This window comes from Nocardioides sp. T5 (assembly GCF_048161455.1).
Taxonomy (GTDB): domain Bacteria; phylum Actinomycetota; class Actinomycetes; order Propionibacteriales; family Nocardioidaceae; genus Nocardioides.
The window spans coordinates 1,298,584-1,322,450 of record NZ_CP182415.1 but is presented as its reverse complement, the minus strand read 5'-3'; the positions used below and the strand labels follow the sequence as shown (position 1 = coordinate 1,322,450).

The 23,867-nt window shown below is 69.9% G+C and carries 25 protein-coding genes and 1 tRNA gene; 3 read left to right on the top strand and 23 right to left on the bottom strand.

The window, feature by feature from the left end; translation table 11 throughout:
- Positions 1-12: 12 nt before the first annotated feature.
- A complete protein-coding gene (gene merA / locus ACNKF0_RS06365) occupies positions 13-1,437 on the bottom strand; it encodes a mercury(II) reductase (RefSeq protein WP_129457154.1) in 1,425 nt (474 codons plus the stop codon).
- Positions 1,438-1,540: 103 nt separating this feature from the next.
- On the opposite strand from merA, the gene ACNKF0_RS06360 reads away from it, so the two are divergent.
- Complete coding sequence (locus ACNKF0_RS06360) at positions 1,541-1,930, top strand: heavy metal-responsive transcriptional regulator (RefSeq protein WP_129457156.1); 390 nt, start codon at positions 1,541-1,543, stop codon at positions 1,928-1,930.
- Positions 1,931-1,962: 32 nt separating this feature from the next.
- Here ACNKF0_RS06360 and ACNKF0_RS06355 read toward each other — a convergent pair whose 3' ends face one another.
- Complete coding sequence (locus tag ACNKF0_RS06355) at positions 1,963-2,496, bottom strand: DinB family protein (RefSeq protein WP_129457153.1); 534 nt, start codon at positions 2,494-2,496, stop codon at positions 1,963-1,965.
- Between the two features lie 146 nt (positions 2,497-2,642).
- On the opposite strand from ACNKF0_RS06355, the gene ACNKF0_RS06350 reads away from it, so the two are divergent.
- The gene (locus ACNKF0_RS06350; protein WP_129457152.1) at positions 2,643-2,942 is read left to right on the top strand and encodes a thioredoxin family protein; all 300 of its coding nucleotides are present in this window, start codon (positions 2,643-2,645) and stop codon (positions 2,940-2,942) included.
- Positions 2,943-3,445: 503 nt separating this feature from the next.
- Here ACNKF0_RS06350 and ACNKF0_RS06345 read toward each other — a convergent pair.
- The 4 genes from ACNKF0_RS06345 to ACNKF0_RS06330 form a co-directional block, all read right to left on the bottom strand.
- Positions 3,446-3,781: a YnfA family protein gene (locus tag ACNKF0_RS06345; RefSeq protein ID WP_129457151.1), complete on the bottom strand. Its 336-nt coding sequence runs from the start codon at positions 3,779-3,781 to the stop codon at positions 3,446-3,448.
- Positions 3,782-3,871: 90 nt separating this feature from the next.
- Positions 3,872-4,186, bottom strand: coding sequence for a hypothetical protein (locus tag ACNKF0_RS06340; RefSeq protein WP_172258219.1), 315 nt, complete (start codon positions 4,184-4,186; stop codon positions 3,872-3,874).
- Between the two features lie 5 nt (positions 4,187-4,191).
- Positions 4,192-4,707, bottom strand: a complete 516-nt coding sequence (locus ACNKF0_RS06335) for a MerR family transcriptional regulator (protein ID WP_224745681.1) — start codon at positions 4,705-4,707, stop codon at positions 4,192-4,194.
- Positions 4,704-4,850: a hypothetical protein gene (locus ACNKF0_RS06330; RefSeq protein WP_416956717.1), complete on the bottom strand. Its 147-nt coding sequence runs from the start codon at positions 4,848-4,850 to the stop codon at positions 4,704-4,706. Before ACNKF0_RS06330 ends, ACNKF0_RS06335 begins: the two co-directional genes overlap by 4 nt.
- A gap of 400 nt (positions 4,851-5,250) precedes the next feature.
- Here ACNKF0_RS06330 and ACNKF0_RS06325 point away from each other — a divergent pair, with 400 nt between their 5' ends.
- Positions 5,251-5,544 (top strand): SHOCT domain-containing protein, encoded by a 294-nt coding sequence (locus ACNKF0_RS06325; RefSeq protein WP_207206903.1) that lies wholly within the window; start codon positions 5,251-5,253, stop codon positions 5,542-5,544.
- A 271-nt stretch (positions 5,545-5,815) separates the two neighbouring features.
- Here ACNKF0_RS06325 and ACNKF0_RS06320 read toward each other — a convergent pair whose 3' ends face one another.
- The 17 genes from ACNKF0_RS06320 to ACNKF0_RS06240 all read right to left on the bottom strand — a co-directional run bounded on the left by ACNKF0_RS06320 (position 5,816) and on the right by ACNKF0_RS06240 (position 23,860).
- Entirely contained in the window at positions 5,816-6,628 is an 813-nt protein-coding gene (locus tag ACNKF0_RS06320) for a cation diffusion facilitator family transporter (protein ID WP_129456449.1), read from the bottom strand.
- Entirely contained in the window at positions 6,625-7,014 is a 390-nt protein-coding gene (locus tag ACNKF0_RS06315; protein WP_165356171.1) for an ArsR/SmtB family transcription factor, read from the bottom strand. The genes ACNKF0_RS06320 and ACNKF0_RS06315 overlap by 4 nt, the downstream gene beginning before the upstream one ends.
- Positions 7,015-7,084: 70 nt before the next feature.
- Positions 7,085-8,437, bottom strand: coding sequence for an ABC transporter permease (locus tag ACNKF0_RS06310; RefSeq protein WP_416956714.1), 1,353 nt, complete (start codon positions 8,435-8,437; stop codon positions 7,085-7,087).
- A gap of 249 nt (positions 8,438-8,686) precedes the next feature.
- Positions 8,687-9,334, bottom strand: a complete 648-nt coding sequence (locus ACNKF0_RS06305) for an ATP-binding cassette domain-containing protein (RefSeq protein WP_416956712.1) — start codon at positions 9,332-9,334, stop codon at positions 8,687-8,689.
- A 73-nt stretch (positions 9,335-9,407) separates the two neighbouring features.
- Positions 9,408-9,656, bottom strand: coding sequence for a DUF2933 domain-containing protein (locus tag ACNKF0_RS06300; RefSeq protein WP_207206902.1), 249 nt, complete (start codon positions 9,654-9,656; stop codon positions 9,408-9,410).
- 62 nt (positions 9,657-9,718) lie between these two features.
- Positions 9,719-10,105 (bottom strand): metal-sensitive transcriptional regulator, encoded by a 387-nt coding sequence (locus ACNKF0_RS06295; protein ID WP_129456445.1) that lies wholly within the window; start codon positions 10,103-10,105, stop codon positions 9,719-9,721.
- Positions 10,106-10,254: 149 nt separating this feature from the next.
- On the bottom strand, positions 10,255-11,031 hold the full coding sequence (locus ACNKF0_RS06290) for a sulfite exporter TauE/SafE family protein (RefSeq protein ID WP_416956709.1): 777 nt from the start codon (positions 11,029-11,031) through the stop codon (positions 10,255-10,257).
- 129 nt (positions 11,032-11,160) lie between these two features.
- A complete protein-coding gene (locus ACNKF0_RS06285) occupies positions 11,161-11,748 on the bottom strand; it encodes a hypothetical protein (RefSeq protein WP_129456444.1) in 588 nt (195 codons plus the stop codon).
- Positions 11,749-11,863: 115 nt separating this feature from the next.
- Positions 11,864-12,502, bottom strand: a complete 639-nt coding sequence (locus ACNKF0_RS06280; protein ID WP_129456443.1) for a DUF305 domain-containing protein — start codon at positions 12,500-12,502, stop codon at positions 11,864-11,866.
- Positions 12,503-12,637: 135 nt separating this feature from the next.
- Positions 12,638-13,183 carry a hypothetical protein gene (locus ACNKF0_RS06275; RefSeq protein ID WP_129456442.1) on the bottom strand — a complete coding sequence of 182 codons (546 nt, stop codon included), beginning with the start codon at positions 13,181-13,183 and terminating at the stop codon, positions 12,638-12,640.
- 28 nt (positions 13,184-13,211) lie between these two features.
- Positions 13,212-15,656 carry a heavy metal translocating P-type ATPase gene (locus tag ACNKF0_RS06270; RefSeq protein WP_416956706.1) on the bottom strand — a complete coding sequence of 815 codons (2,445 nt, stop codon included), beginning with the start codon at positions 15,654-15,656 and terminating at the stop codon, positions 13,212-13,214.
- A gap of 177 nt (positions 15,657-15,833) precedes the next feature.
- A complete protein-coding gene (locus ACNKF0_RS06265; protein ID WP_129456440.1) occupies positions 15,834-18,194 on the bottom strand; it encodes a hypothetical protein in 2,361 nt (786 codons plus the stop codon).
- The gene (locus ACNKF0_RS06260) at positions 18,191-18,595 is read right to left on the bottom strand and encodes a hypothetical protein (RefSeq protein ID WP_416956704.1); all 405 of its coding nucleotides are present in this window, start codon (positions 18,593-18,595) and stop codon (positions 18,191-18,193) included. The genes ACNKF0_RS06265 and ACNKF0_RS06260 overlap by 4 nt, the downstream gene beginning before the upstream one ends.
- 314 nt (positions 18,596-18,909) lie before the next feature.
- A tRNA-Met gene (locus ACNKF0_RS06255) sits at positions 18,910-18,983 on the bottom strand.
- 167 nt (positions 18,984-19,150) lie between these two features.
- Positions 19,151-22,159 carry a UPF0182 family protein gene (locus tag ACNKF0_RS06250; protein WP_416956702.1) on the bottom strand — a complete coding sequence of 1,003 codons (3,009 nt, stop codon included), beginning with the start codon at positions 22,157-22,159 and terminating at the stop codon, positions 19,151-19,153.
- 4 nt (positions 22,160-22,163) lie between these two features.
- Positions 22,164-22,811 (bottom strand): PPA1309 family protein, encoded by a 648-nt coding sequence (locus ACNKF0_RS06245; RefSeq protein ID WP_416956700.1) that lies wholly within the window; start codon positions 22,809-22,811, stop codon positions 22,164-22,166.
- Complete coding sequence (locus ACNKF0_RS06240) at positions 22,808-23,860, bottom strand: PDZ domain-containing protein (protein WP_416956698.1); 1,053 nt, start codon at positions 23,858-23,860, stop codon at positions 22,808-22,810. Before ACNKF0_RS06240 ends, ACNKF0_RS06245 begins: the two co-directional genes overlap by 4 nt.
- Positions 23,861-23,867 lie beyond the last annotated feature (7 nt).

Sequence of the window (23,867 nt, the reverse complement as noted above, 5' to 3'; positions counted from 1 at the left end):
TGCCTGCTGCGGTCAGGCGCAGCAGGACAGCTTCGAGACGTCGGTGGTGAAGGACTTGGCGGCTAGTCGGATGCCTTCGGCCATGGTCAGGTAGGGCGCCCACGCGTCGGCGACCTCGGTGATGGTCTTGCCGAGGACGTGCACACCGGCGGCGGCCAGTTCGCCGGCGTCCTTGGTGACCGCGGTCAGGCCGAGGATCTCGCCGGTGTCGGCGTTGATGGCCATTTTGATGAAGCCGCGGGTGTCGCGGTTGACCCGAGCCCGGGTCAGGTAGGTCAGCGGCAGCACCCGGCAGTCGCAGCGGATCCCGGCGGCAACGATTTCCTTCTCGGTCATCCCGACCGCGCCGATGGCGGGGCTGGTGAACGTCACGCGTGGCAGCCGGGTGTAGTCGACTGCCCGGTCTGCGTCGGCGAAGGCGTTCTCGGCGACCGTCGTGCCATGGTAGGCCGCGACGTACACAAACTCGGGGTGGCCGGTCACATCGCCGGCGGACCAGATCCTGGGGTTGGAGGTCTGCAGCCGATCGGTCACGACGATTTCGCCGAGCTCGCCGACCGTCACTCCTACCGCGCCCAGGTTGAGGCCGTCGGTGACCGGTCGCCGGCCGAGGGCGATCAGGACGTGGTCGGCGCGGAACTCCTGCTCGCCTCCGGACACGTCGGCAGTGGCGACTACCTGCCCGGTCGCCTCGTCGCGGGCCAACCGGGACACGGTCGCACGCCGGACCACTCGGATGCCTTCGTCGGCGAAGACCTCCTGCAGCGTCCGGGAGACCTCGGGTTCCTCTTTCGATGCCAGCCGCGAACGCACCAACACGGTCACCCTCGAGCCGAGCCGGGCGAACAGCTGGGCCTGCTCGAGGGCCACGTAGCCGCCGCCGAGGACCAGCAGCGAGTCGGGCACGTCGGTGAGTTCCATCGCGGTGGTGGAGGTCAGGTGGTCCACGGTATCCAGGCCCTCGATAGGCGGTGCCCAGGCGTGGGAGCCGGTGGCGGCCAGGTACTGGTCAGCCTCGATCACCTCAACGGTCCCGTCGGCCGCGGTGACCTCCAGGACTGGGGAGTCCGCGGTGCCGGCGAAGGCTGCCTGGCCCTTGGCGACACGCCAGCCGTAGGCCTCGGCGACGTCGATGTACTTCTCGCCCCGGAGGTCCTCGACCAGGTCCTGCTTGCCGGCAACGAGCGCCGGCATGTCCACGCCGGCCGCGGAGGTTGAGATTCCGGGGAACCGGGTGGATGCGTCCGCTGCGACGTGGCGGGCCTCGGCGGCCGCGATGAGCGCCTTGGATGGCACGCAGCCAGTGTTCAGGCAGGTGCCTCCGAAAGCACCACGCTCGACCATCACCACCGACTTGCCCAGCCCGGTCGCCTTGATCGCCGCGGCGAACGCCGCGCCACCCGACCCGACGACGGCAAGGTCGTACGTCGTCCCCATGAGGGGTACCTCCTGATGGTTGAGGACTCATCCGACCGCGCCATACTGGACCTTCCAGTGCAGGGGAAGGTCAAGCCCGGGCCGGAGAACAGTGGAGGTCGACATGCGGATCGGGGAACTGGCCGAGACGGCCGCCACGACGACGAAGACGCTGCGCTTCTACGAGTCACAAGGGCTCTTGCCGCCCGCCGAACGCACCCCGGCCGGCTACCGCGACTACAACCCGGACACCGTCGCCCGGATCGACTTCATCCACCGCGGCCAGGCCGCCGGGCTCACGCTCGCCCAGATCCGACAGGTCCTCGACATCCGCGACCGCGGCCGAGCTCCTTGTGACCATGTCCGTGACCTGCTGGATGCTCGGCTGGTCGCCATCGAGCGCCAGATCGCCCACCTGACCGCGCTACGTGACAACATCAGCGAGCTACGCGACCACGCCGCAGAGCCGGAGCCCGCCACCTGCAGTCCCGACCAGATCTGCCGATACCTCTAGCACGCAAGTGGTCCTGGACTCCACCTGGACGTCTACTCGAGCGTGAGCTGAGCCCGGTGGAAGTCGTAGTGCTGGGTCGCGTACCGGTAGACCTGCTCAAGCGTCATCGTCTCCTGGAAGAACGGGTCCCAGTCGACGGGGAAGTGCATCCGACGGGCCAGCGCCGCATCGGACTCCGCATCCAGACGTCGATGAAGCAGGCCGATGGTGCGGTCGAACTGCCGGGTCAGATGGGGCCCGTGGAAGACGAGCGCACCGCCGACAGCACCCGCGTAGTTGACGTGGTGGAAGGGCCGCGTGCCCGCGTTCAAGACGGCGGCGAAGGCGCGGCTGAACGGCTCGGGCAACCGGCCGAAGAGGCGCACCAGCAGAAGCAAGCGGCGGACGAGCAGGTAGCCGAACGCCATGTGCCACAGCATCTGGCCGTTGGTCCATCGCGTCCCGTTCGTGCGTCGGCGAAGGTCGTCTGCGGTCGCGCGCGAGACGAGCTGATGCAGGTCGGTGCGCACCCGCTCCAGCTCGGCATGGATGCTCGCCCGGTCAGCCGGCTGCTCCTCCAACGCCATGAGGCAGTGTCTCGCGTGAAGGGTTCGTTGAGAACAGGACTACGCACGCCTGCGGAGAGTGCCACCTCGACCACGAAGTGGGACAATGGGAGCTCCAGAGACGCACCCCACGAGTCGTCTCCACCGAGTCATGCGAGGAGCGCTACGTGCAGGTCGAGCTGCTGTACTTCGACGGATGCCCGAGCTGGCAGGTCGCCGACCAGCGCCTGCACGATGCGCTCGCCCTGACGGGCCGGGGTGACGCAACCGTGCACCGGCGGCGCGTCGAGACTCCCGAGCAGGCCGACGACCTGGAGTTCATCGGCTCGCCGAGCATCCGCATCGACGGACGGGACCCGTTCGTCACTGGTGGCGAACAGGTCGGACTGGCATGCCGCATGTACCCCACGCCAGCTGGCCTGAGGGGCTCACCGGAGGTAGAGCAGCTGGTGGAGGCGTTGCGGTGAAGAAGGGCCTTCTTGTCGTGGCTGGGGCATACGTCGCGGTGGCCGCTGGCACCCGCGTTGCGGAAGCCCTTGGTGCGAGGTGCTGCGGCTGCCCGGACGGCTGCTGGTGCCGTCGCCCCGGCGCGAGCCTGTTCCGGTGGGTGTTCCCGTGGCGTCACAAGCTCGCACAGCCCGCGGACCCGGAGCCGGACGAGTCCGACGCCGCATAGCGCGCCTGGGCCCAGGACGAGTCCTCGGTCGGCCTTGCGCCGCTCGAGGAGCACGATGTCGCGCCACACGCCGTCGAGCCGAGCGATGCGGGAGCGAACCGCGGGAGTGCCATAGCCGGCCGTGTGTCCGCAGGGCGATGGAGGCACGGTTCTCGGGGAAGACGGCCGACTGCAACGTCCACAGGCCGCCGGTACCGGGCCGCCATGTCCTTGCTGGTGCTGCAGCGGACTCGACGCGACCGGCCCGAGGACCGCCGACTGCTTCGACGTGCTGGCGGGCGTTCGGCGAGCGGGTCAGGCGGGTCGGGGTGCATACATGATGACCGCGACCCCGACCAGGCACACGAGCGCTCCGACGACGTCGTAACGGTCGGGCCGGAAGCCGTCCACGGCCATGCCCCACGCGAGGGAGCCGGCGACGAACACCCCGCCGTAGGCGGCGAGGATGCGGCCGAAGTTCGCGTCGGGCTGGAGCGTTGCGACGAACCCGTAGAGACCGAGTGCGATGACGCCCGCGCCAACCCACAGCCAACCGCGGTGTTCGCGTACCCCCTGCCACACGAGCCAGGCGCCACCGATTTCGGCGACGGCCGCAAGGGCGAACAGGAGCAGGGACTTCGCGACGGTCATGAGCGCAGTCTCCCAAGGCGTGCGGCCCTCACGACGACGGCCAGGCACCGGTGTGGCGGGGGTGCTCAACTGACGGCGCGAAGCGTGCGCTCAGCTGTCGTCGGCGGTGCGCGTGGGTAGGAGCGCCACCGGCATGGTTCCGCCGACGGTGGCGTCGGCGCGCGGTGTGCACGACGTCTGTCGTGAACGTGCCCGACGGGTGAGCAGGGCCGCGACCGCGAGCAGGCCGACGACGAGGGCGAACACGACACCGGCGAACACGAGCGTGACCGCTGTGGCGGCGAGGCCGGCCACACCGAGGAACCCGACGACGGGAGCTGCGCAGCACACGGCACACGCGGCTGCCGCGCCGCCGATCAGGTGTCGGTTGCCGGGCCGGTCGGCCGCGGTGTCAGGTCCGGGCATGTCCGTCATCGTTGCGCCCGGATGTTCGCTGCCGGTGCGGGCTGGCTGTCGGGGTGGAGGGTGATGGCCTCGAACGGGATGGGGCAGCACGGCGACGACGCGCACGCCAGGAGGTCGTCGCAGCCGGCATCGAGTGCGGCGGTGAGGTTGTCGCGGATGGCGGTCAGGTCGGAGATGCGTACCTCCACCTCGACGAGCTTGGTGTGCGCGCGTTGTTGGAGTCCGGCGTCGATGCGCTTGCCGTGGCGGTGGCGGCCGAGCTCGAGCAGGTCGGAGACTTCGTCGAGCGTGAACCCGAGGCGTTGGGCAGCCTTGATGACCCGGAGCACGGTGACGGTCTCGGGTGGGTAGAGCCGGTGTCCCCCGGGGCTGCGGTCGGGGGCGGCGAGGAGGCCGCGGCGTTCGTAGTAGCGCAGAGTCTCGATGTTGAGGCCGGCGGCGGCTGCGACCCGGCCGCGACGCATCCCTACCGTGTCGGCGACCGCTCCCCCGGCCTGCTGGGCGGCGTTGAGGGCGCTCATGATGCTGCCGCCAGCACGGCGCGGGCGTGGTCGAGGAGTCCCGTGAGGACGCCGGCGTGTGCGGGCAGGACGTCGATGTCGAGGCTCACGTTGCCGGGTTGGGGCTCGCTGATGGTGAAGGTGAAGAACGAGCAGCAGGCCATCTCGGCTTCGACGAGCCGGCGGGCGCGGTGCGCGACTCGATGTCGCCGGTCAACACCAAGTGCGCGTACGTGTCGCTGGGCTGGTCGATCGAGCGCAGCGACGTGGTGAACAGGTCGTCGAACTCCGCGACGCGTAGGGGTCGATCGGCGGTTGGGAGGGTGCATGCCTCGACGTCGGCCCATGCCAGCCCGGTGCCGGGGGCGTCGCCGCTGGCGCTTTGGTCCATGAGCCCACGGTAAGCCTGTACCCGGGTACAAGATGCAAGGCCTTGGCTGAGGGTCGCTCAGCGTGTGCCGGTTCGCTGCCGAACTGGGGCCTTTCGACCCCATGAACGGGACCCGTCCGACACATGCGCCAGAGTCCCCACGCCTGATGAAGTGGTGGTGAAGCGGACGGGCCATGAGTGAGGTGAGTGTGATGTGGGGCGACTACGACAGGATGCACGAGGGGTACGGCTTTGGGTGGTTTGCGCTGATCGTGTTGCTCTTGGTGCTCGTCGGTCTTGCAGTTGCGCTGCTCGTGGTGATGTTGCGCAGTCCTGGACGCGGCGGGTCTGGCTCAGCGACCGGCTCGACCACCGGGCCGAACATGGGCTCATCTGAGGCGGCCCTCATCCTGCGGCGACGGTTCGCAGCCGGAGAAATTGACGAGGACGAGTTCCGGCGTCGCCTATCCGCCTTGTCCGACTCGTGATCGTCTCAGCGGACGAGGGTGCTCAGTTGTGTTCCAGAACCGTTCGAGGATGAGCGCGACCACGGCTAGGTAGGCCGCGGTGAGGATGACGGCGTGGTTGCGGCCAGCGCCCGCGTGATGGCGCTGTTGTTCGCCCGTGCACCGAGGGCCCCGTGGTGAGATTGGAGGGTGACGTGAACCCGCCGTTACCGGTGCGGCACCACTGCGGCCAAGGTGCGTGCCACGAAACCGAGCAGCAGGTACACGCCGAACAGGCCCAGCGCGGTGACGCTCACTGGTCCTCACCAGGCGGGCTGATCTGGAACACCTCGAGGTTCCGTGCGGACTCGCTGCCCGCGTCAGCGGCAGGGGCGCAGCATCCGTCGCTGCATCCACCGTCAGAGCTGCAACCGCATGCGTCGCCTTCATGGTCCGTGTCGTGGTGGCTGGAGCCAACGGCGCCGCAGCAGCCTTCACCGCGCCACGCCTCCCGGCCTTCCTTGACCGCGACCGCGGCGATGATGAGGCCGGCAATGGGGTCGGCCCACGACCAGCCGAGGGTGGCGTTCAGCACCAGGCCGACGAGGAGCACGGCCGAGAGGTAGGTGCACAGCAGGGTCTGGGTGGAATCGGCGACGACGGCGTTCGAGCCGAGCGCCTTCCCGGTGCGGCGTTGCGCCCATGACAGGAACGGCATGATGGCCAGCGACGCGATGGCGAGACCGATGCCGACCGGGGAGGCGTCGGGGTCGTGGTCGCCCAGCAGGGCGCGGACCGACTCGAACGACACGTACGCGGCGAGCGCGAAGAACGAGAATGCCATCAGCCGCAGCGCCTGCCGCTCGCGGCTCTCGGGCATCTTGTGGCGGAACTGCCACAGGATGATGAGGCCGCTGGAGACTTCAACGATGGAGTCGAGGCCGAACCCGACGAGCGCGACGGAGCCCGCGACGATGCCGGCGGTGATGGCGATGACCGCCTCGATGACGTTGTACGTCACCGACGCCGCGGCGAGCAGCTGGGCCCGGCGGCCGAGCCTGGCTCGCTCGGAGGCCGTCAACGGCGCGTGCTCGTGCGTCGTGACCGTGTGGTCGTGGGACGTCATGCGGTCTCCTCACTCGCAGGATCGGATGGGTGGAGCGTCGTGGCGCCGTAGTTCTCGCACAGCGCGACGGCCTCACCCGTGGCGTCGAGCAGCTCGTCGGCGCCGGCGAACAGTCGCAGCAGCAGGTCGGGGTGGGTCAGCGAGTACACCGACGCCCGGCCCTGCGCGCGGGAGGTGACGAGTCCGCAGTCCTTGAGGCAGGCCAGGTGCTTGGAGCACGAACTCTGCGGGAGGCCCAGGTGGTTGACGAGGTCGACGACGCGTTGTTCGCCTTCGCTGAGTCGCTGCAAGATGGCCAGCCGTGCAGGGTCGGAGAACCCGTGGAACAGGCACGCGGCCGCGGTGAAGCCCGCGTACGTGCGAGGCGAGCTCATCGTCTCAGTCATCACAAAACGTGATGTTAGCCCAATGCGCGTTGCTTGGAGCCCCGGGCTAGCTCACCTGCCTGGATGCACGTCACGGGCGAGCCCGGGAAGTCCGCAGAATCGCGACCGCTGCTCGAGGGCGACGGCCCCGTCGAGGTCGGCGGCGAGCAGGACGAACGACCCGGCCGAGTAGGCCAGCGACGAGAGCAGCAAGCATCGCGAGCCAGCCCAGCGCGATGAGGAGCGAGGCGGTCTCGTCGAAGCTGCTGGTCAGTGCGGCGTCGTAAAGGACCCTGCTGGCTCCGTACCCCGGTAGCAGGTGCGCGAGGGTGGAGAGGTCGGGGTTCAACATGGGACTCTGCTCGATCGCGAGGTCGAGGAACGGGAGGAGGAACGCGACCAGCACGCCGCCGACGCGGCCGAAGAGCCAGCCGACCAGGACGCCGACGAGGGCGTAGGTGGACGCGATGAGCAGGTTGGCCAGCACGTACGGGCCCCACTGGCCGGGTTCGAAGAACAGCGCGGTGACCGTTAGTGAGGCGGCGGTGACGACGAGGGCCAGCACGGCCACGACAAGGAGTCGCGACGTGAGCAGGCTGACCGGATGGAACCCCGCCAGGGCGAGCCGTCGATCGGCGGCGCGTGCACCGAGCGCGGTGAACAGCCCCACGACGGCAGCCAGCGCTCCGACCGAGATGGGCGCCATCAGGCCGGGGTGGGTGTCAGGGAACCAGAACGTCGCGGCCACGGTCCGGCCGGCTTCGCGGACCATCATCGTTTCGTAGCCCTCGGGCGTGGTGAAGGCGGACAGGGCGACGAAGAGGCCCGGGACAGCGACCATGAGCGCCCACAGCACCCGGTTTCGGCTGATTTCACGCAGGCCCATCTGGGTGCCCACGGCGAGCTGGCCGCGGGCCGAGCTCGAGCTGGTGCGGGCGTGGGTCCGCGCGGTGCGGCTGGTGGCCGCGACGACCATCCAGCTGAGTGCGACGGCGACGAGGGTCCAGATGAGCGCCCAGCCCAGATCGCCGGGCCGGCCCGCGTGACCGGACGGCTCGTCCATCATCCACAGGCTCAGGTAGTGGGTCGGGAAGACCTTGGACACGAGGGTGTCGGCGGGCCGGAACGCAGGCCCGAAGACGACGTCGACGAGCCAGACGAACAAGACGAGCACCGTGCCGTTGACCGGGTTGGCCACCAGGGCGCCGATGAGGGCGCCGAGGGCCAGGTAGATGACCGCGAACATCACGGTGGCCGCGGCGACTCGGGCGGGGTGGTCGAGGCCACCGACGCGGACCACGAGCGTCAGGTAGGACGCGGTGGCGGCCACCACCGCGAGCGCGGCTCCGGTCGTCATGCGTGCCAGGACCAGGCGTGCCGCGGGTAGTCCCGCCAGGACGAGGCGCTGGTCGGCGGCGCGGGCGGAGCGGACCTGGAAGTACATCGCGACCGCGGCAACGAACCCGGCCGTCCAGCCGGCCGTGGTCGTCTCGGCCTGAGGTCCACCCTGGCCGCCCAGGAGCTCGCCGGCATCGGTGATGACACCCCCACGATGGCGACGAACACGACCGGGACGACGACGAGCAGGCCGAGGGTCACCCGGTTGCGGGCTGCCTCGACGAGGAAGCGGCGCACCAGCAGTCCGCCGCCGATGGGGACGCGAACGGAGGTGTCGACGGTGCTCATCGGGTGCTCACTCAGACGGACGGTCGTGCGGTGGTCGGTCGTGGGTGGTGCCGTCGTGCAGCTGGACGATGCGGTCGAAGCGGTGCTCGTCGACGACGAAGTGGCTGATGATGAGCACGCTTCGGCCTGCGGCCCGGCGTTCGGCAACCAGGTCCCAGAACCGCAGGTAGGTGTCGAAGTTGAACCCGGCGTACGGCTCGTCGAGGAGCAGCACTTCGGGGTCGGCGAGCAGCGCCAGCCCCAGGTTGAGCTTCGACAAGGTGCCGCCGGAGAGCTGGTCCGCGCGCGTGCCAGCGTAGCGGGTGAACCCGAGGGTCTCGTAGAGCCGGCGACGCGACGTGTGCTCGTCGGCCGGGTTCATCCGGTAGGCGTGCCCGAACAGCTCGAAGTGCTCATCGCACGTCAGGCGCTCGTACACGACCGGCTCCTGGGGGCAGTAGCCGAGCCGTCCGACGTGCTCCACGGTGCCGGCGTCCGGGGCGAGCTCGCCGAAGAGGACCTTCATCAGTGTGGACTTCCCCGACCCGTTCTCCCCAACCAGGCCGACCACCTCACCTGGCAGCAGCTCGAGGTTCGCGCCTTTGAGGACCGCCTGGGCGTGACGGGCCGGCCAGATGCCGCGCCGGTACGACTTCTCGACACCGGACGCGGTCATCAGCGGCCGGCCAGCCGCCGCAGATGCGGTGTGGCCGGCGGGGTGAGGTGTGGCGTGGGCGGTCATGACGACCTCAGCGGTCCTGAGGGTGCTGGTCGTCGGAGCGGTCGTGGGACGGCGTGCTGCTGTCGTTGCTGCCGCCGTGGTGCATCCCCATCATTCCGCCCATCATCACCATCATCATCAGCGGGCAGATGAGGGCGATGCCGACGACGGCGAGGGTGCCGGCGGGGACGCCGACCCACAGTGCGCCGACGACGGCGATGGCGGCTGCGACCGCGAACAGCCCGAGGTTCGGGCTCCGGGTCATGTTGGTGTTCATCGTTCTGCTCCTTCTCGTGGGTGGGTGAACGGGTGGCTCGTGGGTGAGCGCGTGGGGTGGGTTCAGAGGCGGATGACCTGGCGGATGGCGGCGGCGACCTCGTCCATGCGGGCCTGTCCGGCGTCACCGGACTGGCGGGCGGCTTCGAGGACGCAGTGGCGCACGTGGTCGTCGAGCAGCCCGGCGGCGACCTCTTCGGTCGCTCGGGTCACGGCGGCGAGCTGGTTGACCACGTCCGGGCACCAGCGGTCGTCGGCGACCATCTTCTGCACGCCGCGGACCTGGCCCTCGATGCGACGCAGCCGCACCAGGTAGTCCTCACGCCTGCCGGCGTAGCCGCGGGTAGCAGGTAGGGGCGTACCGGCGGACGCGTCGGATGGCAGGTGGCACTCGTGCGCTGCCGCGCTAGTCGGGCGGGTCGCGTCTCGGGTGCTTTCTGTTGCGGCCATGGCGGGCTCCTCACGGGTTCAGCTCTTGCTCCCATGGTCGCCCCGCATACCCCCCGGGGGTAGGGTCTTTCGTCCCGCCTTGACGCCGGTTCAGCTTCTCGCGGGTGCTGCCGACCGTGGACGACGACAACTGGCCCACGCCGCCTGGGTCAGCCGAGTACGACCTGCACCAGGTAGAGCACCGCCAGCGCCAGCGCCATCACCCCGAGCAGCGTTCTCAACGCCCGTTCGGGGATGTGGGGCTGGAGCGAGGCTCCGACCCACCCGCCGGCCAGCCCACCGAGACCCGTCGCCACGCCCAACGACCAGTCCGGCGCCACCGGGCCGGTCGCATCCAAAGCGATGACCGCGTACGTCACCACCCCGACCAAGGACGTCACCCAGGTTGAGAGCAACGCCACCGGTGCCACGGTGGCCACCGCCATGCCGGTGCCGACCAGGATGGGGCCGAGGACGGAGCCGCCGCCGATGCCGTAGATGCCGCCCACGACCCCGATGACGAACGCCAGCACACGTACCGTCCTCGGGGACAGCCGCCGCTCGATCGAGCCTGGTGCGGGCTTGCGCAAGATGAACAGCCCGACCGGGGCGAGCACCGCCGCCGCCAGCGCCCGGAACACGTCCGGGTCCGCGACCACGTACACGCGGATGAGCGCCCCGAGCACCACCCCGGGCACCGAGCCGGCCAGCAGTTGGCGCGTGAGCGCGCGGTCGAACTGCCCGCGCCGGCGGTAGCGCGCCAATCCGCCGGGTCCGGAGATGACGTTGAAGAGCAGGTTCGTCGGGGTCACCCGCGGGTTCGGCACGTGAAGCACCGAGAGCTGCACCGGGAGCAGGAACACTGCGCCGGACACACCCACTGGCGTGGTCACCGTGGCGAGCACGAAGCCGGCCACCAGCCCCACCAGGTCCCGCTGCCAGTCCACATCGTCTCCCCTCGCCAGCAGGCGCATCCTGTCAGCGCGCCCGACAGCAGGACCGGCTGGTCCACAACACGCCGGCCAGAGGTCGAACCGGTGGGCCGCTACCCCAGACGCTTCATCGTGCCGGCGAACTCACCCGAGAGTGAGCTCGATCTGCTGGTCGGGCTCGAGCCGCAGGTCGGCCGGGTCTCCGGCGACCGGGGTGCCGTTGCTGGTGACGGTCACCTTCGCGTCACCCTTTGCCTTCACGCCGCCGACCTGGGTGGGTGTGAGGGTCACGCCCCACTGGGTGAACAGCTGGCCGAGGGTGAACTTCTCACCGACCGTGTGGGCCTCGATGTGGATGGTGCCGTCACCCTCGTGAGTGTGGACCGCGGACATGGCGCCGGTGTTCGGGTCGACGCCGATGTTGGGCGGCACGGGTACCGGCTGGCCGTCAATGGTGACGGCCAGGTGGGGGTGGTAGTGCTCGGCGGTCCCCATCGGGCCGAGGTCGAGGCCGGCGGCGGCGACGCGGGCGGGCACGTCGGCCGGGGCGGGCCACGGCGGGAGAGAGGTGTCGTCGGGCGCCGCCGCGGCGGTACTGGACGAGGTCGAACCGCTCGCGCCGGTCGGACTGGTGTCGCTGGTGGTGGCTGGCTCGTTGTTGCATCCGGCGAGGGTCAACGTGAGGGCCGTCGTGACGACGGCCGCAAGCACGATGGGGGTGGGGGTCTTCACGACGCTCTACTTTCCAAGAGAGGGGGACGCGTCCGGTCTCGGCCGGTATGCGGGACGGGGGAGGCGCGCGGGCGGACGTCACCGAGGAGCCGATGGCGTCCGCCTGCGCTCGAGCTCAGGAGCTGAGGAGCTCCTTCATGGTGTCGATCTGGGCCGTCTGCGTCTCGATGACCTGACCGGCGAGGTCGACGGCGTCCTTGAACTTGCCCTCGGCCTGCTCGGTCTGCGCCATCTCGACCGCGCCCTCGTGGTGCTCGATCATCATCTCGAGCCACATGTCCTGGAACTCGCCGTCGGCGGAGTTCTCCAGGTCGTCGATGTCGTCCGCGGTCATCATCCCGGGCATGTCGTCGTGGCCCATGTCGTCCATGTTGTCGGACATGTCGTCCATGTCGTGGCCACCGTTGACGTGGTCGCGCATCGTCTCCGGCACGTCCTCGCCCCACTCGGTGAGCCAGTCGGCCATCGTCTCGATCTCGGGGCCCTGCGCTTCTCGGATGTCCTCGGCCAGCCCCTGAACCTCCGGGTCGAGGGGGCGGTTGAGGGTCAGGTCGACCATCGAGAGCGCTTGCGCGTGGTGGGTCATCATGTCGCTGGCGAAAGTGACGTCGGCGTCGTTGTGCTCGGTCGTGCTGACCTCGGCCTGGCCGGCCGCGTCCGAGGTGTCGTCGCCGCAGGCGGTGAGGCCGGCGCCGAGGACAAGGGTGAGCGCGAGCGCGGTGAGCGCACGCGTGCGGGTCTTGGTCTTGTGCATGGGAAGTTCTCCTGGTCTCAGGTAGTCAGTGGGGTGTTGGAGGCAGGCGGAGGCGTCACCCGGCCGGAACGCTGCTGTCGAACGCGCGAGGCAGTCGCGGTCGAGCTCAGCGGTGGCGGGCGGTCGCAGGACCTGTCAGCACCTGATGACGGAGAACTGCCACTCGTAGGGCGGGCCGGTGCCACGCACCCACTGCAACGCCCGCTCACGCACAGCGGCGGGCATGAACGCGGCCGGCAGCAGCGGTCGGAAGAGTCGCGCGGCGAGCACCACCAGCAGCGTGAGCGCCGCCGCGGCGAGCATGACGACGCACAGCATGACCATGCCGGCCATCCCGTGTCCTGAGCCGTGTCCCGAGCCGAAGTCACCGTTCACACTGGTGCCGGCGGCCGCCATCGCGGTGTGTGCGGCAGCGGCGGCGTGGTGGTGACTGGCGTCGGATGTCCCTGCTGCCATCGCCGCGTCGTGGCCTGCCGGCGTGCTCATCGCGGCCATCGTGCTTGCAGGAGCCGCGGCGGCGGACGGGGCGCCGTGGCTGGCCAGGGCGTGCATGCCGAGGATGCCGACGACCAGGGCCGCCACGAGGGCGGGCAGCCAGGGGCGGCGGGCGCCGCGCCCAGCAGTCAGCGCCCGTAGGACTCGCCTACGGGTGCTGACGGCGGTGGAAGGCACTGGCTTCATCGTTCTCGATGGTACGGAGCCGCTGGTCTCACGCCAGTTTCTGGGTCCGCAGCCGGAGCGCGTTGATGATGACGCTGACCGACGACAACGCCATCGCGGCCGCGGCGATGACCGGCGACAGCAGCCACCCGAACACCGGGTAGAGCACACCGGCGGCGATGGGGATGCCGACGGTGTTGTAGCCGAAGGCGGCGAGAATTCCGATACGAACGTTCCCCATGACGGCGTGGGAGAGCTGGCGGGCGTGGGCGATGCCGTTGAGGTCGCCGCGCAGCAGCGTGACGCCGGCAGACTCCATCGCGACGTCCGTGCCGGTGCCCATCGCCAGGCCCACATCCGCAGCGGCCAACGCCGGAGCGTCGTTGACGCCATCGCCGGCGAACGCGACCACGCGGCCCTCAGCACGGAGCTTGTTGACGACGTCGGCCTTGTGGTCGGGCAGCACCTCGGCTTCGACTCGGTCGATGCCGAGCTCGGCGGCGACAGCCTGAGCGGTGACCTGGTTGTCGCCGGTGAGCATGATGACCTCGATGCCCTCCTTGCGCAGCGCCGCCAGAGCAGCCGGGGTCGTCTCCTTGACCTGGTCGGCGATGCCGATGACACCCGCGGGGGTGCCGTCGACGGCGACGAGAACCGCGGTCGCCCCCGTACGGCGCAGCCGGTCCGCCGTCTCGGCCAGTCCTGCGGGGTCGATGCCCTGACTGGTGAGGAACCCCGCGGTGCCGATGAGTACCTTGCGGCCCTCGACGGTCCCGAGGACGCCCTTGCCGGCCGGGGCGTCGAAGTCAGCCACCTCGGGCAGCCGCGCCCCGCTCGCCCTCGAGCCGCCGGCACTGTCGGCCTGGGCCTTGTCGACGATGGCACGCGCGAGCGGGTGCTCAGAGGCGTTCTCCACCGCGGCTGCGAGCCGCAGCAGCTCCGCGGCGCTCAGGTTGCTGAACCCGTCTGCGAGTTCGACCGCGACGACCGCCGGCTTGCCCTCGGTAAGCGTCCCGGTCTTGTCGACGACGACTGTGTCGACCTTCTCCATCCGCTCGAGAGCCTCGGCGTTCTTGATGAGGACACCCATCTGGGCGCCCCGGCCGACCCCGACCATGATGGACATGGGCGTGGCCAGGCCGAGCGCACACGGGCAGGCGATGATGAGGACGCTGACCGCGACGACCAGCGCGTGGGCGAGCTTCGGGTCGGGGCCCACGAGGGCCCAGATGATGAACGCGAGCACGGCGATGCCGATGACGGCCGGCACGAACACCGCGGACACCTTGTCGACGGTGCGCTGGATGGGCGCACGGGAGCGCTGCGCTTCAGCGACCATCTGCACGATGCGGGCGAGCATGGTGTCTCGACCGACCGCGCTGGCGCGCACGAGGAGCGCCCCGGTGGAGTTGAGGGTGCCGCCGATCGCGTTGTCGCCCGGCTCCTTCGTCACGGGCATGGACTCGCCAGTGACCAGCGACTCGTCGACCGCGGACTTCCCTTCCTCGACGACGCCGTCGACGGGAACTTTCTCGCCGGGGCGGACGCGGAGCAGGTCGCCGAGCTGAACCTGGTCGAGAGTGACCTCCTCCTCTGTGCCGTCGTCACGCACCCGCCTGGCGGTCTTCGGGGACAGGTCGAGAAGCGCCTTGATGGCACCAGAGGTCGCCTCACGGGCGCGAAGCTCCAGCACCTGACCCAGGAGGACGAGGGTGGTGATGACGGCGGCCGCCTCGAAGTACACGTCGACTGCGCCGTCTTCGCGGAACGCCGCGGGGAAGATGCCCGGGGCCAACGTTGCGACGACGGAGAACAGCCAGGCGACGCCGGTGCCCATCGCGATGAGCGTGAACATGTTCAGCCTCATGGTGCGTACCGACGCCCAGCCGCGGGTGAAGAACGGCCACCCGGCCCACAGGACCACCGGTGTGGCCAGGACGAGTTGGATCCACGCGGACGTCGTGGCGGACACGGCGTCGTGCAGCGGTTCGACGAGGTCGCGGCCCATGCCGAGGATGACGACGGGGATGGAGAGCGCGACGCCGAACCAGAAGCGGCGGGTCATGTCGCGCAGCTCCGGCGACGGGCCGGAGTCGACCGTGACCACGACCGGCTCGAGCGCCATGCCGCAGATGGGGCACGCCCCGGGGCCGGGTCGACGGATCTCGGGGTGCATCGGGCACGTGTACTCCACAGCCTCCCCGTCGCCGGGCGTGGGTGGGGCAGTGCCGCTGGCCGTCGCAGCGTGTCCGCCGCGATCGTGAGCGTTCCCGGCGTGGTCGTGCTGGTCGTGCTGGTCGTGCTGGTCGTGGCTTGCGTACCGGTCGGGCGTGGCCTGGAACTTGTCCTTGCAGCTCGCCGAGCAGAAGTAGAACTCCCGTCCGTCGTGCGTGAGCGTGTGCTCTGTCGCGGTCGGGTCGACGCTCATTCCGCACACCGGGTCCGTGATCTGGTGCGTCGTAGCGGTGTCCGGTTCGTGCACGTGCGCGTTCATGTCCTCAACCATACCCCTAGGGGGTATGTAGTCAAGGGTCGTAGGCACCTTGTTCCGGGTGCCGTTGGCCACGCCCTGCGCAGCAAAGAGTCACGCTGACGGCGGCACCCACGACCTCCACGCGAGCCGGACCGCCTCATCGGTCGCGTGGAGGGAGGGGTATCGAGCTTGGACCCGTCAGACGGCCAGCGCGAGGCGTGACGGGTCGTGCTCGGCGAGATACCTCAGCACGCTGACCCGAGTCACGTGGCGTCGCCGCTGGTGCTGCACGCGCACCAGCATTCCGTCAGCAACGAGTGCGTCGATGTCCGCGCTCGCCAGTCCGGTTGCGGCCGACACCTCGGCCCACGTCATCAGGTCGTCGCGGACCGTCGGAGTGGGACGGCGAACCGGCTGCTGGGTGGCCCCGGCGAGGCTCTCGCGGGTGACCATGCGACGACCGTCGTAGGCGCGCTCGTCCTTGTCCAACGTCCCGTCCTCCACGAGGTGCTCGACCGCAGCCACCGTCGTACCGAGCTCCTTCGCTGCCTTGGAGTAGGGCACGGCGCGGCGGTGCAGTTCTGCCTGGTGTGCGTAGTGCTCGCGCAGGAGGGCGGCAGTTGCGGGCGGGACGATGAAGTCGCGCTCGCCCCAGGCCTCGAGCTCGAGCCCCTTCGCGCGGACGAACTGGTACACGGTGTGGTAGGTCGTCTGGACCTCATCGGCGAGCCGGACGAGCGTGATCTGGGTGCTGAGCCGCTGGCGCAGTGCCATGGCGTCGCAGAGACGCACCCGCCGCTCCTGCCCCTTGCCACGACCGCCGCACGGGACTGACGGCACTCGACCCTCGGCCATCCAGAGACGCGCCGTCTTGGGCGTGACGTCCCAGAGATCGGCAGCCTCGACGGTCCCGAGGAGCGGCTCCCCGCCCTCGTCCGTCGTGAGGACGAGGGAGCCACGCTCGGCGAGCTCGGCGTCGATGCGCGGACCGTCCAACGCGAGGAACTTCTGGTTGCCGGTGGTGCAGCGGACGGTGGTGGGGATGACGAGTCCGACCGGGAGGTTGGTGGTGAGCTCCTTCTGGATGAGGACGGCGATCTTCCGCGCGGGGCGGAGCTTCGGGTCGTCGAGGAGGTAGCTGCGGTGGAGGACGGCGGTGCCGGCGAGGTGGCCGGCGAATCGCCGCGTGTGGGTGCCCTTCACCTTGAGGCGATCGAGGTCGGACAGGATGGTCCGTCGCATGTCGTGGGGCGTGCAGGAGAAGACCTCGTCGATCACCTCCTCCTCAGGCGTGCAGTCGACGCGGGCGGCCTCGGCAGCATCCGCCAGGGCGGTGCGGAAGGCAGCCTGGCCGCCGGCGTCTCGGCGGTTGAGGCCGGGGATGAGGCGAGCGTCCTGGCGGATCACGCCGTCGGCGTCGGTGTGGAAGACAGCGACGACGAGGCGGATGAAGTCCATGAGGGCGGGCGGGACGACGAGCGCGCGCTTGGAGTTCTTGGTCTTGAGCTCGTCCTTGTCGTCGCTGGTGACCTTGGTGCCGTCCGGGGCGATCTGGGTGAACTTCTTGCCGCCCTGCGTCTTGACCGCGACGGCGCCGTACTGGCCCGGCCCCTGGTCGAGCACGTCGTAGACGCGGATGCCGTAGGCCTCGCTGATGCGCAGCCCGAGGATGCGCATGACCCACAGGGCGAGCTGGTGCACGACGTGCAACCGCGAGGCGATGTCGGCGCAGCGCGTGAGACTGACGGGCTGGCGCTCAGCGCTGGGCGCCTTGTCGGTGATGTGCATGGCGAGGCTGCTGCGGTCCTGCGGGACGTCGACGCCGTGGTCCAGGGCGTACTTGCAGATTTCCTCGAAGGCCCACATGACGTCCTTGGCGACGTCCTGGGAGAGGCTGCCGTTGGTGCGCGGTCCTCGGCGGAGCTCGCCGCCGGGGCCGAGGATGTCCTCGTTGTAGAGATCGGAGACGAGGAAGCGGTGCACCGCGGAAGACGGGTCGACGGGAACGAGCTTGCCTTCGGCCTTGCGGCGCTTCAGCGTCGACTTGGATGCCATCTTGGGGAGCTCGAGGGCCTCGGCCATGGTGACCAGCTGGGTCGGGTCGACGCCGTCCGGGACGCGGACCGTGATGTCGGTGTTCGACCGGGTGAGGGTCGCCTGCAACGCCTTCACCTCGTCACGCACCATGGTCTCGAGCACGAGGCCGCGCTCGTTCATGAAGGCGGCGATGCGCTTGATGTGGCCGAGGGTCGAGGTGGCGCGGTCGTGCTTGCCGCGCCGCAGCTCCTCGTAGCGCTCGGCGTGCCACCGGTCGGCCATGGCGCGGAAGTCGGTCCCGGTCTTCTGGGTGCGCTTGTTCGCGACGCGTCCCTCGGCCCCGGGGGTGGGGAGGTCGGTGTCGCTCTCGATGGCGGCGATGCCGGCGGCGATCCAGCGGTCGACGGCCTCTTCGGTGGTGAAGGTGTAGGTCCGGCGCTTGGTGGCGCCGCGGCGAATCGGGAGGCTGGCGGTCCAGCCGCCGTCGGTCTGCTTCTTGGAACCGGTCAGCTTGCGGCTCATGCTGCACCGCCCTTGGGGACCAGGCTCTTGAGGAGGGCGATGGTGTTGGCGCGCTCATCGGCGAGGGCCGCCGCGGCGGTGAGCTTCTCCTCGAGGCGGATGACCTGCTCGCGGAGGGCCTTGGTCTCCTTGGACTCGCGCCGGGCGGCGAGCTCGTTCGCGACCTGCTCGATCTGGGAGGCGTCGAGGACGTCGGTGGCGACGAGGTCGCGGACCGGGACGCGCCAGGTCTTGCGGCCGGTTTCGTCCTGGGTGGCGTTGGGCCAGCGGCCCTTGCCGGAGTCGTTCCAGGTCTTGATGGTCTTGAGGTCGCGGCCGGTGAGGTCGGCGATCTCGCTGAGGGTGAGGGTGGTGTCGGGGCTGTAGGTGGCCGGCGTGTCGCCGGGCGTCATGGGGGTCATGTCGCAGGACCGTCCGAGGCGATCAGGGTCCGGCAATCCCCGCCACCAGCCGGGCTCAACTTTCTTCAGGAGTCGTCCCTCGACGCCCCCGGATGCCCCCGATCGCCCTCGATCGGGGACGCAAGGCGGTGCAGTACACGCGTGGATCGAACGGGGGATGCACCTGGTGCGACCAGGGTCACCTAGGTCATTCGAGAAACAATCAAGCCGACAATCGACCCCGGATAGGCGCATCGGGCCACTAGATGTGGGCTGAAATGCGCTTGGCCCCCACAAGATGTGGGGGCCAAGGTGCGAATCTTTTGATTCTTGAGTAGCGGGGGCAGGATTTGAACCTGCGACCTCTGGGTTATGAGCCCAGCGAGCTACCGAGCTGCTCCACCCCGCGTCGGTGAACAGAACATTACATCGGTGCTGGGCCGGGCCCAAATCGGGGGGTGCCCGACGGCCGCCTGCAGACAGCAAGAACTGCGGCCGTACGACGCATCCGGACGGATCCGGGCGTCGTACGGCCGCAGTTCTTGAACCAGGTGAGGGGTCGCTGGCGGAGCCCGATCAGCCCAGCTGGCGCACGGCCTGGTCGACGAGTCGGCGTCCCTGCTCCATCAGCCGGGCCCACCGCACCGTGTCGCCCTCGCGCTGCGCCTCGTCGGCCTCGGCGAACTTCTCCTTCGCCTGCTGCAGCAGCTCGGAGACGTTGGCCTCTCCCCCGGGTTCCTGGGTCGGCTGCGAGCCGGGCGACTGCGACGGCTCGGTGGTCGGCCCGTCGGTCGGGCTGGGCTCGTCCGTGGGCTCCGGGGACTGGTCCTGGTTCTGGTTCCGGCCGCCGTCGTCGGCGAGGATCAACGCGTCGGCGATCGCCCCGCGCAGGGTCTCCCCGATGCCGACGTTGCCTTCGTACGAGACCAGGACGAAGCGCAGGATCGGGAAGTTCGACTCGCCGTCGCGGCGGGTGTAGACCGGCTGGACGTACATGAACTCGTTGCCGATCGGCACCGTCAGCAGGTTGCCCGGCACCCGGTCGGCGTCACCGGTCGTGTAGGGCAGCAGCGACTCGCTGACGTCCTCGTTGGTGGCGAAGGTGTTGGCGATCTGCAGCGGTCCGCCCGTGGGCTCGTTGGGCAGCTGCAGCACCGAGACCTTGCCGTAGTCGTCAGTCGTCGCGTCGCTGTTGACCGCCATGTAGGCCGCGAGGTTGTTCTCCTTGTCGCGCGGCACGTAGACCGAGGTCAGCGACCACGTCTCGCCCTCGCCGGTGTCGGTGAACAGGCGGTAGGGCGGCTGCAGGCGCGTGGTGCGCTGCGGGTCGCTGGGCACCTCCCAGCGGCTCGACCCCTCGAACCACGCCGACGCCGAGGTCTCGTGGTAGCGCTGGAACTGGAAGCGCTGGGCCTTGAAGAGGTCCTCGGGGTAGCGCAGGTGCTCCTCGAGCGCCTCCGGGATGTCTTCCTTGGGCTGCACCGAGTCGGGGAAGACCTCCGTCCAGGCCTGGAGGATCGGGTCCTCCTCGTCCCACTCGTAGAGCGTCACCGTGCCGTCGTAGGCGTCGACGGTGGCCTTGACCGAGTTGCGGAGGTAGTTGATCTCGTCGGTCGGCAGGGTCTGGAAGCCGGTGTTCTCCTGCAGGGAGTCGTCGGTCATCTCCTCCAGCGACTCGCGCTGCGAGAGCGGGTACTTGTCGGTGACGGTGTAGCCGTCGAGGATCCACTGGATCCGCCCGTCCACCACGGCCGGGTAGGGGTCGGAGTCGACGGTCAGCCACGGGGCGACCTTCTCGACCATCTGGCGCGGGTTGCGGTCGTAGAGGATCTTGGAGTTCTCGTGCACGCGGCTCGACAGGATCAGGTTGGGCTCGCTGAACCGAACGGCGTAGAGCAGCTGGCTGAAGATGTTGCCGATCGGGACGCCCGCCTCACCGTCGTACGTCGTCGCGACGTCATCCTCGCTGCGGTCCCCACGCGGCAGGTCGAACTCCACCGGCGCGCCGCCCGGGCGCTGGCCGACGATGCTGTAGGTCGGGCTCTGCTCGCCGAAGTAGACCCGCGTCTCGTAGCCGTCCTCGCCGCCGACCCTCGACAGGGTGTCCTCGTCCTCCTCCGCACCCTCGGCCCACTGGATGCCGGTCTGCTGGGTGGAGTCGTCCTCGGGCCGCTGGTTGGCGAAGGCCGCGATCACGCCGTTGCCGTGCGTGTAGGCGGTGTGGAGGTTGGACCAGTTCTGGTCGTTCTCCGCGAGCCCGCTCTGGTCGAGCTCGCGCACGCCGAGCACCACGGCCCGGTCGGTGCCGTCGATCTCGTAGCGGTCGACGTCGAGCACGTTGGGCACCGAGTAGTAAGCACGGACCTGCTGCTGCTGCTCGAAGATCTCGCTGACGATCTGCGGGTCGACCAGCGGGATCCCGTCGGTGAGGCCGTCGAGAGCCTCGAGCTCACCGTCGTCGGCGACGGCCGTGCCGCTCACGTTGCGTACGTCGATCTGGTCGAGCTGGTAGGCCGCGCGCGTCGCGTCGATGTTGGCCTTGATGTAGGGGCCCTCACGGTCCGGCACGTTGGGGTTGACCCGGATCGCCTGGACGAGGGTCGGGACGATCAGGCCGAGGATGATCGCGGAGAGCGCGAACAGGGCGACTCCCACCGACGGCAGCAGCCAGGTCCGCCGCCAGATGTTGGCGAGGAAGAGCAGCGCGCAGACGATGGCGATGCCGGCGAGGATCTCCTTGGCGGGCAGCACCGCCTTGTCGTCGGTGTAGCCCATGCCGGTGAAGATCGAGCCCGAGTTGGTCACCAGGTCGAAGCGGTCGAGCCAGTAGTCGACCGCCTTGGCCAGCACGAAGAGCGCGAGCAGGGCTGAGACCTGGATCTGCGCGGCGCTGGTGAGCCGCTCGCCGGGGCGGGCCGAGAGCCGGATGCCGCCGAAGAGGTAGTTGATCAGCAGCGAGGCGATGAGGCCCACGACGGCCAGGGCCATCACGAAGTCGACGATGTAGTGCCAGAACGGCAGGTCGAAGACGTAGAAGCCGACGTCCTTGTTGAAGTAGGGGTCGGTCGTCCCGAAGTCCTGGCTGTGCCGCCACAGGGAGTAGCTGCGCCACTGCCCCGACGCCGAGGCGCCGGCGAAGAGGCCCATCACCGCGGCCGCACCGCCGATGACCCAGCCCATGCGGGGAGCCAGCACCTGGCGGTAGCGGTCCATCCCGTCGTCGGGCATCCCCGGCATCCCGGGCCACAGGACGGGTCGGTAGCGGTAGGCCATCGCCATCGTCACCGCGACGACGGCGGCCATCAGCCCGGCGAAGACGAAGAACAGGCCGACCCGGGTGAGGAGGAGGGTGGTGAAGACCTCCTGGTAGCCGACCGAGCCGAACCACAGCCGCTCGGTCCAGAAGGACGCGAAGGCGCTCAGCAGCATGAAGGCCAGGACGAGGACGATCGCGGTGATGACCAGCGCGCCCGGTCGGCGGGACGTGGTCGTGGGGCGCGCCCCGCCCGGGCCGCCGGGTCCGCCCGGCCGCTGGGGGCCGTCGGGTCCGGTGGGTCCGTTGGGTCGGTCGAAGGGATTGCTCATGGCCTCAGGGGTTCTCGTGGGGGTGGGGCTGGGTGTCGTGCGCGAGGTCGTGGAGGGGGTCGTGCAGCGTCGCGTGGAGGAGGTCGAGGAGCCCCGGGACGAGCTCGGTGCCGTTGACCACGGACTGCTCGTCGTCGTGGGCACGCAGCCGCAGGGCGCAGTACGACGCACCGGCGCGCGTCACGCCGGCGACCATCCGCACCTCCTGGCGCTCGGGGTGCTCACGCGCGAACAGCTCGGCCGCCGTGGGGTCGTCGGGGATCTCGTCGTCGACCTCGGGCGGCAGCACCAGCCGCTCGATGACGGCGGCGCACCCGGTGACGCTGTCGGGCCACGCGATGGTCTGCAGCGCGTCCTCGAGGACCTGCCCGGGCGGCAGGCCATCCTGCTCGATGGGGGTGAACGACCCGTCGTCGCCGGGACCGTCGATCGCCATCGCGGCCGCGAGCGCCGGCTCCTGGGCGACGAGCGTGGCGGTGTCGACGAGGGCGTAGAGCCGGGCCGGCTGGTCCCACCCGTCCTGGGCGACGTGCGCCTCGATCTCGAGGACGGCCGCGGCGAGGGCCGGGTCCTCGGGGAGCGCGTCGGGGGCACCCGGGTCGGGCACGGCGTCGGGGGTCGGGTCGGGGGTCGGGTCGGTGGGGCTGGTCATGAGGCGGTCTCCTCGCAGCTGGGGAGGTCGGCGTCGGGGTCGGCGACCCAGTCGTCGAGGGTCGTCACGGCACCGTCCATCGTCGTGGCCTTGGCCAGGCGCATGTCACCGGGGTCCACTCCCCCGATGCCGTCGCAGTTGTCGGCCGGGACGAGGAACAGCTCCGCGCCGGCGTCGCGGGCGGCGGCGATCTTCTGCTGGATCCCTCCGATCGGGCCGACCTTCCCGGCCGGCGTGATCGTGCCCGTGCCGGCGATGTCGGCCCCGCCCGTCAGGGAGCCCGGGGTGAGCGTGTCGTAGATGGCCAGCGACATCATCAGCCCGGCGCTCGGTCCGCCGATGTTGTCGGCGATGTCGACGCTGACCTCGAACGGGAAGTCGAAGCCGATGCCGGGGGTGATGCCGATGCGCGGGTCGCCGTCGACGTCCTCGGGGGTCACGTCCACGGTGACCTCCTCCTTCCCACGGCGTACGACGAACGCGACCGGCTCGCCGGGGGACGCGGCGTCGACGGCGTCGACGACGTCCTGGGCGTCGGTGACGGGCGTCCCGCCGACCCGGAGGAGCACGTCGCGCACCTCGAGCCTGCCGTCGGCGGGCAGCCCGGGGGTCACGTCGAGGACCTCCACGATCGGGTCGACCTCCTCACCGAGCTGGGTGAGCGCGGCGGCGACCGCGGTGTCCTGGGAGGAGACCATGGCGGCATCCGACTGGCGATCACTGGACTCGTCGGTCTCGTCGGGCGCGTAGATCGAGGAGCGCGGCCAGACGGCGGCGTCGGGGTCGAAGTAGGCGCGCAGCAGCTCGGGAAGGCTGACGTCCTCCTGCGGGGTGCTGACGTAGACGGTCGTCATCCGCAGCTCGCCATCGTCGTAGAAGGCCTCGTGACCGTTCACCCGGACGATCTCGTCGCCGTCGCTCTCGGCGAGTATGTCGACGGTCGGACCGGGGTAGTAGGTGACGTAGGGAAGCGGCACGAACGCGGCCGTCGCCCACAGCACGGCCAGGAGGCACAGTGCGAGCAGTCCCGCCCTGGTCCGCTGAGTCATGGGCGCA